Origin of the sequence: Mycolicibacterium xanthum (assembly GCF_019710635.1) — a bacterium.
Lineage (GTDB): Bacteria > Actinomycetota > Actinomycetes > Mycobacteriales > Mycobacteriaceae > Mycobacterium > Mycobacterium xanthum.
Genome location: NZ_JAIFZS010000035.1, coordinates 1 through 12,373, shown reverse-complemented (window position 1 = coordinate 12,373; position 12,373 = coordinate 1). Strand labels below are relative to the sequence as shown.

General features: G+C 71.8%; 9 protein-coding genes. 8 read left to right on the top strand and 1 reads right to left on the bottom strand.

The features are described from left to right. Positions 1-58: 58 nt before the first annotated feature. The 6 genes from JDV09_RS13895 to JDV09_RS13875 all read left to right on the top strand — a co-directional run bounded on the left by JDV09_RS13895 (position 59) and on the right by JDV09_RS13875 (position 5,618). On the top strand, positions 59-367 hold the full coding sequence (locus tag JDV09_RS13895) for a hypothetical protein (RefSeq protein ID WP_221369723.1): 309 nt from the start codon (positions 59-61) through the stop codon (positions 365-367). Between the two features lie 82 nt (positions 368-449). Continuing rightward, a complete protein-coding gene (locus JDV09_RS13890; RefSeq protein WP_221369722.1) occupies positions 450-1,910 on the top strand; it encodes a flavin-containing monooxygenase in 1,461 nt (486 codons plus the stop codon). 287 nt (positions 1,911-2,197) lie between these two features. Continuing rightward, complete coding sequence (locus JDV09_RS13885; RefSeq protein WP_221369721.1) at positions 2,198-2,875, top strand: zf-HC2 domain-containing protein; 678 nt, start codon at positions 2,198-2,200, stop codon at positions 2,873-2,875. 35 nt (positions 2,876-2,910) lie between these two features. Then, positions 2,911-4,872: a cytochrome c oxidase assembly protein gene (locus JDV09_RS13880; RefSeq protein ID WP_221369720.1), complete on the top strand. Its 1,962-nt coding sequence runs from the start codon at positions 2,911-2,913 to the stop codon at positions 4,870-4,872. A gap of 66 nt (positions 4,873-4,938) precedes the next feature. Beyond that, a complete protein-coding gene (locus tag JDV09_RS26820) occupies positions 4,939-5,064 on the top strand; it encodes a hypothetical protein (protein WP_255605342.1) in 126 nt (41 codons plus the stop codon). A gap of 89 nt (positions 5,065-5,153) precedes the next feature. Further along, on the top strand, positions 5,154-5,618 hold the full coding sequence (locus JDV09_RS13875; protein ID WP_221369719.1) for a hypothetical protein: 465 nt from the start codon (positions 5,154-5,156) through the stop codon (positions 5,616-5,618). 24 nt (positions 5,619-5,642) lie between these two features. On the opposite strand, the gene JDV09_RS13870 is transcribed toward JDV09_RS13875, so the two are convergent. After that, complete coding sequence (locus JDV09_RS13870; protein WP_372452916.1) at positions 5,643-7,913, bottom strand: heavy metal translocating P-type ATPase; 2,271 nt, start codon at positions 7,911-7,913, stop codon at positions 5,643-5,645. A gap of 75 nt (positions 7,914-7,988) precedes the next feature. On the opposite strand from JDV09_RS13870, the gene sigC reads away from it, so the two are divergent. Together sigC and cobN are read left to right on the top strand one after the other, a co-directional pair. After that, the gene (sigC, locus tag JDV09_RS13865) at positions 7,989-8,576 is read left to right on the top strand and encodes an RNA polymerase sigma factor SigC (protein WP_221369718.1); all 588 of its coding nucleotides are present in this window, start codon (positions 7,989-7,991) and stop codon (positions 8,574-8,576) included. A 59-nt stretch (positions 8,577-8,635) separates the two neighbouring features. Then, a complete protein-coding gene (cobN, locus tag JDV09_RS13860; RefSeq protein ID WP_221369717.1) occupies positions 8,636-12,244 on the top strand; it encodes a cobaltochelatase subunit CobN in 3,609 nt (1,202 codons plus the stop codon). The last annotated feature ends 129 nt before the right edge of the window (positions 12,245-12,373 follow it).

Sequence of the window (12,373 nt, the reverse complement as noted above, 5' to 3'; positions counted from 1 at the left end):
TCATCAGAGAGCACAGCCTGGCCGGGCACCCGGCCAGCAGACCCGGAGAGTGATGGAAATGACCGAATTGGCAACGAATTCCGAAATCGAGACCCGCCGCGACGTCGACGCCGACGTGGGCGAGCGCCTGGTGACGCCGGCCGAGTTGCCGGTGCTGATCAGCGAGCAGCAGGTGCTCATCGGATCGGCCGCGGCCCTGGCCGGTCCGGCGGTGCGCCGGGCCGGGGTGTGGGCCCGGGTGCGCGTACTGTTCGCCGCCTCGGAGTCCTCGCAGACCTCGGACGACCGCAAGACGCCGCGGTATTACCCGCGCCGCTACGACTTCATGGAGCACGCGGCGATGTCACGGGAGATGCACCGGCTGTAGGGGTGGGCCGAAATGGCTTCCGGCGGAGTTGCGTCGGCGTACCGTTCGGGGCGGTAAGCAGTCCGCTTCGAAGGGGGCGCCGATGGCAACATCCGGTAACCCGGTGCGAGTGGCGATCATCGGGGCGGGCATGTCGGGCCTTTGCATGGGGATCAAGCTGCAGGACGCCGGCATCGAGGATTTCACCATCTTCGAGAAGGCCGGCGAGGTCGGCGGCACCTGGCGCGACAACACCTATCCGGGGCTGACCTGCGACATCCCGTCGCGGTACTACTCGTACTCGTTTCGGCCCAACCCGGACTGGTCGCACATGCTGCCGCCGGGCCCCGAGATCCAGCGGTACTTCTGCCGGGTTGCCGACGAGCGCGGGCTGCGCAGTCACATCAGGTTCGGCACCGACGTCACCGCCGCGGACTACCGCGACGGCCGGTGGTGGCTGACCACGGACACCGGGGTGGAGGCCTTCGACGTGCTGGTCACCGCCACCGGGGTGCTGCGGGTTCCGCGCTACCCGGTCATCGCCGGCCTGGACACCTTCGCCGGGCCGATGTTCCATTCGGCACGCTGGGATCATTCGGTGTCGTTGCCGGACAAGAGGATCGGGATCATCGGCACCGGTTCGACCGGTGTGCAGATCACCTCGGAACTCGGTGGAAACGTCAAGCAGCTGAAGGTGTTCCAGCGCTCGGCGCAATGGATCTGCCCGTGGCCGAATCCCACGGTGTCGGAGCGGACCAAGGCGGCGCTGCGGCGCTGGCCGTGGCTCAACACCGTCGGTTACCGGTTCTGGGGCGGGTTCGTGCGGTCGCTGTTCGGTGTCGCCCCGGTGCGGCCCGGCTGGCAGCGCAGCCTGTATCAGGCGCAGTGCCGGTGGAACCTGCGGCTGTCGGTGCGCGACAAGGCCCTCAAGGCCAAGCTGACGCCGCGGGATCAGCCGATGTGCAAGCGGATGATCTTCGCCGGCCACTACTACCGGGCGGTGCAGCAGCCCGGTGTGGAGATCGTCACCGATGCGATCGACCATGTCGAACCGCGCGGCGTCGTCACCGCCGACGGTGTCCTGCACGAACTGGACCTGCTGGTGCTCGCGACCGGATTCGACGCCCGCGCCTACGTGCGGCCCCTGGCCGTCACCGGGGACGGCGGACGCCGCCTCGACGAGGTGTGGGCCGACGGGCCGCTGGCCTACCGCTCCGTGGCGGTGCCCGGATTCCCGAATATGTTCATGTTGATGGGTCCGCACTCTCCGATCGGCAACAACTCGCTGGTCCCGATCGCCGAGGACCAGGCCGGCTACGTGATGTGGTGGATCGATCAGCTCCGCGCGGGCCGGATCAGGTCCGCCGCACCGACCGAAGCGGCCACCAAGGCCTACAACGAGGACATGAAGGCGGCGATGCCGCAGACGGTGTGGACCACCGGTTGCCGCAGTTGGTATCTGGGCGGGGACGGCCTGCCCGAGCTGTTCCCGTGGGCGCCCGATCACTACACCGAGCTGCTGCGCGCACCCCGGGTCACCGACTTCGACGTGCAGACCGTGTGACCGTCGTCACACACCGGGGCGGGCCGTCTCGTCACACACAGATCGATCCACCCTGGCGATACCCGCGATACCGTCGGCCTTACTGAACCCGTGTCCAACAACGGGCATTCGGAAAGGAACAACGATGTTCGCAATCATCGCTTTCGCCGCGCTCATCCTCTTGCCCGTCGCCCTGGTCGGGCGGCCCTACCAGCAGACCTGGTACGGCCGCTGGAACCCGCGGCACTGATCGCGACAACCCGCCCGGGAACGCGACATCGCACCCTGCGATGGGCGAAAATGGGCGGGTGAACTGCGACGTGGCACGGGAGGCGCTGTCCGCCCGTATCGACGGCGAGCGGGAGCCGGTGCCGTCGGCGCGCGTCGACGAACACATCGCGTCCTGTGCGCGCTGCGCCGCCTGGTACGAGCGTGCCCGGGAGCAGACCGCGCTGCTGCACGGACTGGCCGGGGCGCCGCGCCCCGCCGGGAACCGGACCGCGGTGGTGCGCCCGCCCCGGCGGCCGCTGGCGGTGGGGCTGAAGTCCGCGTTGGTGGCCGTGGGCGCGGTGATGATCGGGGTGGCGGTAGCGCAGCTGTTGGGCGCCGACTTCGGTCTGGTCGCGGGTCACCACGGCGTCGCCGGTGGGACGCATCTGCTCAACGAATCCACGGCATGGTCGGCCGCGGTGGGCGTCGCGCTGATCGCGGCCGCGTGGCGACCGGTACTGGCCTCCGGCGTCGCGTGTGTCAGCGGTGTCTACGCGCTGCTGCTGGCGTACTTCGTGACGGCCGACGCGCTGGCCGGTCAGGTCACCGCGGGGCGGGTGGTCAGCCACTTGCCCGTCGTGCTGGGTGCAGTCCTCGTGCTGGTGCTGTGGCGAATCGGCGGACCCGGGCGTGCCGGTGGTGACGTCCGGGAGGCGCTCGGGACGGACTCGCTGAGCGACCGGCGGCTGCGGGCCAGCGAGGACCCGGCGGCCTGACGGCTGCTACGACGACGAGTCGTAGACTGGCCGGGATGAGCACGGCACCGACGCGAACCGCCCGCCCGGGCAGGTGGGTGGTGCCCGCCTACGTCGCCTGTGCGATCGCCACGGCGGTCGCCGTCGCCGGCTATGGGGTGGCCTCCGGCGCGATGCGGTTCGCCGCGGCCGGCGTGCCCTACCCGGGCCCGGTGACCAGTGCCGCGGAGTTCGTCGGATACTTCGCGGCGACGCTGCTCGGGGCGCTGTGCGTGGGCGTGCTGGTCTTCATCCTGACCACCGCACGCCCGGACGACGACGGGCGACTGGACCCGGCGGCGTACCGGTTCCATCTGTGGGTGGAGCGGCTGGCGCCCGGCTGGGCGCTGCTGGCGACGGCCATGGTGGTCATCGACGGCGCCAACGCCACCGGCGTCACGGTGCCGCGGCTGATCTCCGGCGGCGCGGTCGGCGACGCGTTGGGAGCCTCGGAGTCCGCCAGGGGCTGGCTGGCCGCGGCGATCGCGGCCACTGTGCTGGCCGTCGGCATCCGGTTCACGCTGCGCTGGGTGGGGCACGTCGTGTTGCTGGTGCCTGCGCTGACCGCGTTGATCGCGGTGCCGGTCACCGGCAACCCCGGTGAGGGCCCCGACCACGACCTGGCGACCAGCCTGGCCATCGTGTGGGTGGTCGCCGTCGCGGTGCTGGCCGGGGTCAGGGTGGCGGCGGCGGCCGGCCCGCCGACGGAGCCGCGGGTGCAGCGCCGGGTGCAATGGCTGTCGGTGGCGGCAGGCGCGGTCGCGGTCGTATACGGCGCGATCCTGGTGGGCCTGATGGTGCAGGGCACCGGCCTGCTGGACACCGGGTACGGGCGGCTTGCGGTGGCGGCCGGGGTGGTTCTGGTGGCCGGGTGGACGGTCGACGTCGTCCTGCTGGCCACCTCACGCAGGATGCCCGCGGTGCTGACCGCTGCCGCAGCGTTGGGAATGGTGCTGGTCCTCGGCGCCGTCGCGGCGATGGCGGTGCAGCCCGCGCCCCGATTCCTGGTGGACGACGTCACCGTCTGGGACGTGTTCCTCGGCTACCAGCTGCCCGGCCCCCCGACCGTGTTCAACCTGGTCACCTACTGGCGGTTCGACCCACTGTTCGGCACCGCCGCCGTGGTCCTCGCCGTGGCCTATGCCGCCGGGGTACTGCGGTTGCGTCGCCGCGGCGACGCCTGGCCGGCCGGCCGCACGGTCGGCTGGATGACCGGCTGCCTGGCGCTGTGCGTCGTGACCGGCTCGGGGGTGCGGGCCTACGGTTCGGCGATGTTCAGCGTCCACATGGGCGAGCACATGGCACTCAACATGTTCGTGCCAGTACTGCTGGTGCTCGGCGCGCCGGTGACGCTGGCGCTGCGCGCACTGCCGGCCGCCCGGTCCGGTGCGGCGCCCGGCCCCCGCGAGTGGCTGCTGTGGTTCGTGCACTCCCCGGTGACGCGGTTCCTGTCCCACCCGGTCGTCGCGTTCGTGCTGTTCGTGGGGTCGCTGTACCTGGTCTACTTCACCCCGCTGTTCGACACCCTGGTCCGCTACCACTGGGGCCACGAGCTGATGAGCCTGCACTTCCTGCTCGTCGGCTACCTGTACTACTGGGGGATCATCGGCATCGACCCCGGACCGCGCCGGCTGCCGTTCCTCGGCCGGCTCGGGCTGCTGTTCGCGGTGATGCCGTTCCACGCATTCTTCGGGATCGCCACGATGACGATGACCTCGGTGCTGGGTGGTCCGTTCTACGGCTACCTGTCATTGCCGTGGGTCGCCTCGCTGACCGACGACCAGCACCTCGGCGGGGCGATCGCGTGGGGCTCCAGCGAACTGCCGGTGATCATCGTGGTGATCGCCCTGGTGGCGCAGTGGGCGCGCCAGGACCGCCGCGCCGGGGCCCGCCAGGACCGGCACAGCGACAGCGGCTACGACGACGATCTGGACGCCTACAACGCAATGCTGCGCGAACTTGCCCGTACCCGGCGCTGATCGGCACCGGTCGCACGCGGGCAGGGCTTCGCCGGCCAGGCCGTTGCCGACGTCGCCCTCTTCGGTGTGGCCTACCTGCTGGTCATCGTCGTGGAACCGCTGGCCGACCTGGCCGTCCTGGCGGGCGCCAAGGGGATGCACCGGCTCAAGGGCGGCGCGATCTGGGACCGGCGGCTCTACCACCCGGCCTGACCCCGCGAACCCGCCGGGAACCGGGGCCGGTGCGCGGACGACCAATTCCTGAGATGCTCGGGAACGTCCACAGATTTCAGGGGTGAGTGATGCGCCGGCACGACCCGATCGAGGCCACGATGCGGGCTGTCGAGAAGCGGGTGCTCGAGGACCTGTGGGTGGGTCCGGTGCGTCGGCGCGCCGGCCGGGTTCTGGCGACCGTGCTGGGCGTGACGGCCGCGCTCTGCCTGACCGCCGCATACCGGCACGGGCACACCGTCGCCGTGGTCGCGCACACGCTGCTGCTGTTGTCCTCGGTGACTTCGCTTGTCGGCCTGTGGGTTCGGCGGTTCAGGTGGTGCTGCGCGGCCGGCTATGTCAGCGCCGTCGCGACCGTCGCAGGCCTGGGCGCGTTCTGGTGGTACCGGACCGGACACGTGGACGCGTTCCCGCTGCCGACGGCGCTGGCCGGGGTCCTCGCCGCCGTGCTGACCGCCCTGTGGATCTCGGTGCTGCTCACCCCGGTGGAACGATCGCACCCGGATCTGCGCGCCCGTCACGGCGCGCGCCGGTGAAGCCCCCGCTCAGTGTCGGCTGTTTCAGTGGCCCGCGTGCTGCCCGAACTTGCGCAGCCGCAAGCTGTTGGAGACCACCAGGAACGATGAGAACGCCATCGCCGCACCCGCGATCAGCGGGTTGAGCAGCCCGGCCATCGCGATCGGGATCGCGGCGATGTTGTAGCCGAACGCCCAGATCATGTTGATCCGGATGGTGCGGATGGTCTCCTTGGCCAGCCCCAGCGCCAACGGCACGGCGTCGAGGCTGTCGCGGACCAGGATGATGTCGGCGGCGCCGATGGCCACGTCGGTGCCGCGCCCGATCGCCAGTCCGAGATCCGCGCGGGCCAGCGCGGGCCCGTCGTTGATGCCGTCGCCCACCATCGCCACCACGTGGCCCTGGGCGCGCAGCGCGTCGATGACCTCGACCTTGCCCTCCGGCAGCACCTCGGCCACCACGTCGTCGATGCCGACCTGAGCGGCGATGTGCTCGGCGGTGGCGGTGTTGTCACCGGTCACCAGCAGCGTGTGCAGGCCGGCTTCGCGCAACGCGGCGACCGCACCCGCCGCGGACTCCTTCACCCCGTCGGCGACGGTGATCGCGGCGCACACCGCGTCGCCGGCGGCGACGAACACGACGGTCTGTCCGCGCGCCTCGCTGTCCTTGCGGGCGGCGGCCAGGTCCGCGGGCACCACCCGTCCGCGCGCCACCCAGGCCGGACGGCCCACGGCGACCAGCACACCGTCCACGACGCCGGTCACGCCGTTGCCGGCGCTGGCGCGGAATTCGATGGCGGTCAACGGCGCCCGCTGATCCGATGCGGCCACCACGGCACGGGCGACGGCATGTTCGGACCCCGATTCCACCGCGGCCGCAGCGGCCAGCACGTCCTCGCGCCGATGGCCCCGGGCCGTGAAGACACCGGTCACGGTGGCGGCGCCGGTGGTCAACGTCCCGGTCTTGTCGAAGATCACCGTGTCGACGCTGCGGATCGCCTCCAGCGCGCGGTGTCCCTTCAGGAAGATGCCCAGCTGGGCGCCGCGCCCGGAGGCCACCATCATCGCCGTCGGGGTGGCCAGCCCCAGCGCGCACGGGCAGGCGATGACCAGCACCGCCAGCGCCGCGGTCACCGCACGGTCGACGTCGCCGCTCGCCGCCAGCCAGCCCAGGCCGGTCAGCACCGCCAGGATCAGCACGCACGGCACGAAGACCGCCGAGATCCGGTCCGCCAGCCGCTGGGCGTCGGCCTTCTGCGCCTGCGCCTCCTCGACCAGGCGGACCATCCCGGCGAACCGGGTGTCGGCGCCGACCGCGGCCGCCTCCACGATCAACCGGCCGTCGAGCACCACGGTGCCGCCGATGACGCTGCCACCCTCGGCCACGTCGATCGGTTTGGACTCCCCGGTCATCGCGCTCATGTCGACGGCCGCGGCGCCGTCGGCCACCAGGCCGTCGGCCGCGATCGACTGGCCGGGCCGCACCACGAAGCGCTGGCCCTCCTTGAGTTCGGCGGCCGGGATCTCCAGCTCGGAACCGTCGGCCAGCAGCACCGACACCGATTTGGCGCTCAGCGCGGCCAGGGCGCGCAGCGCGCTGCCGGCCTTCGACCTGGCCCGCGCCTCGAAGTACCGGCCGGCCAGCACGAACACCGTCACCCCGGCGGCCACCTCGAGGTAGATCGAGTCGCTGCCCAGCAGCGCGTCCACGATGCCGTCGCTGCGCCGCTGCCCGGCACCGAAGAAGATGGTGTACACCGACCAGGCCGAGGCGGCGGTCACCCCGATAGAGATCAGCGTCTCCATCGTCGCGGTCCCGTGCCGGGCGTTGCGCCAGGCGGCGGCGTGGAACGGCCAGGCGGCCCAGGTCACGATCGGGGCTGCCAGCGCGGTCAGCACCCATTGCCAGCCGGTGAAGCGGGTGTCGGGCACCACGGCGAACATCACCGAGAGGTCGGCGAGCGGGATGAACAGCACCGCCGCCACCGCGAGCCGGCGCAGCAGGCTGCGCGCATACCGCGCGTCGGGGTCGTCATCGCTCGGCGCGTCCTCGGCGCGGCGGTGCGCCGGGTAGCCGGCCGAGCCCAGCGCGGCGCACAGGTCCTCGACGCTGACGTCGTCGGCGGCCTCCACGGTGGCCACGTGTGTGGCGAAGTTCACCGAGGCGCGGACGCCGTCGATCTTGTTCAGGGTGCTCTCCGCGCGGGTCGCGCACGATCCGCACGACATCCCCTCGACGTCGAGCTGGATGCGGGTGACCCCGGCGGTGTCCGTGACGTTCTTGTCGTCCTGGTCAGCGGCGACCGATGTGGTCAACGTCGTTCCTCACACTCTCGTGGGCACCGGCCGGAGCGGCCGGGCCGTCAGAACCTAGGTCGGCTCCGGCCGCCCATGAGTTCCCGTCAGCCATCGAATAAAGTTCTGGATGTGACCTCCGGCGACGACGACCAAGTTACCCGGCTGGCGCTGGCCGCCGGACGCGGTGACGCCGCCGCCCTGGAGCAGTTCATCAGGTCGACCCAGCGGGACGTCTGGCGCTCGGTGGCCTACCTCGGCGACCCCGGCACCGCCGACGACCTCACCCAGGAGACCTTCCTGCGGGCCATCTCCGCGCTACCGCGGTTCAGCGGGCGCTCCTCGGCGCGCACCTGGCTGCTGTCGATCGCCCGCCGCGTCGTCGTCGACCAGATCCGGCACAACCGGGCCAGGCCCCGCGCGCAGTACGCCGTCGACGTCGACAAACTCCTGGAGAGCTGCCGTCCGGTCGGCGGATTCGAGAACGTCGTGGAGGTCCGGCTGCTGCTCGACGGTCTGGACGAGGACCGCCGCCACGCACTGCTGCTGACCCAGGTGCTCGGCCTGTCCTACGCCGAGGCGGCCGAGGTGTGCGGATGCCCGGTCGGGACGATCCGCTCGCGGGTGGCGCGGGCCCGCGAGGATCTGATGGCTGCGGTCGGCCGGGACCAGCGGGCCGGCTGACCCGACGCCACCCGGTGGGCGGCGAATCACCGGCCCGCCGACTGCGGTACGAATGTGGGGTGACTGCGCCCGAGCCGGCCGATGACGTTGCGCCGACCGTACTGCTCCTGTCGACCTCCGACACCGATCTCATCACGGCCAGGGCCAGTGGTGCGCCATATCGGTGGGCCAACCCGTCGCGGCTGGTGGACGGCGAACTCGACGCACTGCTCGCCGGCGCCGCGATCGTCGTGGTGCGCATCCTGGGCGGCTACCGCGCCTGGGAGGACGGCATCGACGCGGTGGTGGCCAGCGGCCTCCCGACGGTCGTGGTCAGCGGCGAGCAGGCCGCCGACGCCGACCTGATGAACCACTCCACCACACCGGTCGGGGTGGCGCTGCAGGCGCACATCTATCTGGCGCAGGGCGGCGTGGCGAACCTGGCGAACCTGCACGCGTTCCTGTCCGACACCCTGCTGATGACCGGGTTCGGGTTCGCCGAACCGGGCAGCACCCCGAACTGGGGCGTGCTGGAGCGCCCGGGGGCCGGCGGTGGAGGGCCCACCGTCGCGGTGCTCTACTACCGGGCCCAGCACCTGGCCGGCAACACCGGCTACGTCGAGGCGCTGTGTGCGGCGATCGAGCGGGCCGGGGGAGTGCCGCTGCCGGTGTTCTGCGCGTCGCTGCGCACCGCCGATGCCGCGCTGATCGACCTGCTCGGCACCGCCGACGCGATGATCACCACGGTGCTGGCCGCCGGCGGTGCCACCCCGGCCGCGGTGTCGGCGGGCGGGGCCGACGACACTTGGAACGTCGCCCACCTGGCCGAGCTGGACATCCCGATCCTGCAGGGCCTGTGCCTGACCAGTTCGCGGGCACAGTGGGCCGACAACGACGACGGCCTCTCGCCGCTGGACGTGGCCACCCAGGTGGCGGTGCCCGAGTTCGACGGCCGCATCGTCACGGTCCCGTTCTCGTTCAAGGAGATCGACGACGAGGGCCTGATCTCCTACGTCGCCGACCCCGAACGCTGCGCGCGGGTGGCCGGCCTGGCCGTGCGCCACGCCCGGCTGCGGTCGGTGGCGCCCGCCGCCAAGCAGGTGGCGCTGGTGTTCTCGGCGTATCCCACCAAGCACGCCCGGATCGGAAACGCCGTCGGGCTGGACACCCCGGCCAGCGCCATCGCGCTGCTGTCCGCGCTGCGCGACGCCGGTTACGACGTCGGCGAGATCCCCGGTCTCGCTGCCGCGGATGGTGACGCCCTGATCCACGCCCTGATCGAGCGCGGCGGCCAGGATCCGGACTGGCTGACCGAGGGTCAGCTGGCCGGCAACCCGATCCGGGTGTCGGCGAAGGACTACCGGGCCTGGTTCGCCACGCTGCCCGCCGATCTCGCCGACGCCGTCGTCGAGCACTGGGGCCCGCCGCCGGGCGATCTGTTCGTCGACCGCAGCCGCGACCCCGATGGTGAGATCGTCATCGCCGCGATGCGGTCGGGCAACGTGGTGCTGATGGTGCAGCCGCCGCGCGGGTTCGGCGAGAACCCGGTGGCGATCTATCACGACCCCGACCTGCCGCCCAGCCATCACTACCTGGCGGCCTACCGCTGGCTGGACGGGGAGTTCGGCGGCGCCTTTCGGGCCGATGCGATCGTGCACCTCGGCAAGCACGGCAACCTGGAGTGGCTGCCCGGGAAGACCCTCGGGATGTCGGCGGCGTGCGGCACCGACGCGGCGATCGGCGACGTTCCGCTGATCTACCCGTTCCTGGTCAACGACCCCGGTGAGGGCACCCAGGCCAAGCGCCGGGCACACGCCACCCTGGTGGACCATCTGATCCCGCCGATGGCCCGGGCCGAGACCTACGGCGACATCGCGCGCCTGGAGCAGTTGCTCGACGAGCACGCCACCATCTCCGCGCTGGACCCGGGCAAGCTGCCCGCGATCCGCCAGCAGATCTGGACGCTGATGCGGGCCGCGAAGATGGACCACGATCTGGGCCTGGAGGACCGGCCCGACGAGGAGTCCTTCGACGACATGCTGCTGCACGTCGACGGCTGGCTGTGCGAGATCAAGGACGTGCAGATCCGCGACGGCCTGCACGTGCTCGGCCAGGCGCCGGCCGGGGCGGCCGAACTGGACCTGGTGCTGGCCATCCTGCGGGCCCGCCAGCTGTTCGGCGGCGAACAGAGCGTGCCCGGGCTGCGCCAGGCCCTCGGCCTGGCCGAGGACGGCCACGACGACCGGGCCGAGGTGGACGCCGCCGAGGCCCGGGCCCGCGAGCTGGTCGCGGCACTGCAGGGCAGCGGCTGGGACCCCGGAGCCGTCGACGGCCTCACCGACGACGCCGACGTGGCGGCGATCCTGCGGTTCGCCGCCACCGAGGTGGTCCCGCGGCTGGCCGGCACCGCGGGCGAGGTCGAGCAGGTGCTGCGGGCGCTGGACGGGCGGTTCATCCCGGCGGGTCCGTCCGGATCGCCGCTGCGCGGCCTGGTCAACGTGCTGCCGACCGGGCGCAACTTCTACTCGGTCGACCCCAAGGCGGTGCCTTCGCGGCTGGCGTGGGAGACCGGTGTGGCGATGGCCGACTCGCTGCTGGAGCGCTACCGCACCGACCACGGGCGCTGGCCGGAGTCGGTGGGGCTGTCGGTGTGGGGCACCTCGGCGATGCGCACCGCCGGCGACGACATCGCGGAGGTGCTCGCCCTGCTCGGGGTGCGCCCGATCTGGGACGACGCGTCCCGGCGGGTGGTGGACCTGGAGCCGATCCCGACCGCCGAGCTGGGCCGGCCGCGCATCGACGTCACGGTGCGCATCTCGGGGTTCTTCCGGGACGCCTTCCCGCACGTCGTCACGATGCTCGACGACGCGGTGCGGTTGGTCGCCGACCTCGACGAACCCGCCGAGGTGAACTTCGTGCGCGCCCATGCGCAGGCCGATTTGGCCGACCACGGCGACCCGCGGCGTGCCACCACCCGCATCTTCGGCTCCAAACCGGGCACCTACGGCGCCGGGCTGCTGCAGCTCATCGACAGCCGCAACTGGCGCGACGACGCGGACCTGGCCGCGGTGTACACCGCCTGGGGCGGCTTCGCCTACGGCCGCGGCCTGGAGGGGGCCGCGGCCACCGATGACATGAACCGGGCCTACCGACGGATCGCGGTGGCCGCCAAGAACACCGACACCCGCGAACACGACATCGCCGACTCCGACGACTACTTCCAGTACCACGGCGGCATGGTGGCCACCGTGCGCGCGCTGACCGGAGAGGCGCCGGCCGCCTACATCGGCGACAACACCCGGCCCGACGCGGTGCGCACCCGCACGCTCTCGGAGGAGACCACCCGGGTGTTCCGGGCCCGGGTGGTCAACCCGCGCTGGATGACCGCGATGCGGCGGCACGGGTACAAGGGCGCGTTCGAGATGGCCGCCACCGTGGACTATCTGTTCGGCTACGACGCGACGGCCGGGGTGATGGCCGACTGGATGTACGAGCAGCTGTCGCAGAGCTACGTGCTCGACGACGAGAACCGCAAGTTCATGGCCGAGTCGAACCCGTGGGCGCTGCACGGGATGGCCGAGCGACTGCTGGAGGCCGCCGGGCGGGGGATGTGGGCCAGTCCCGAGCAGGCCACGCTGGACGGACTGCGGCAGGTGCTGCTGGAGACCGAGGGCGATCTGGAAGGCTGACCGGTTTGTCGGGGGTCGGGTGTAGCGTCGGGTTCATGTTCGAAAGTGTGTTCGATATCGATCCGGGGGCTGGTGAAGCCGACCTGCGTGACCTCGTCGAACGCTGCGAACGGCTCAAGTCGGCCGCGG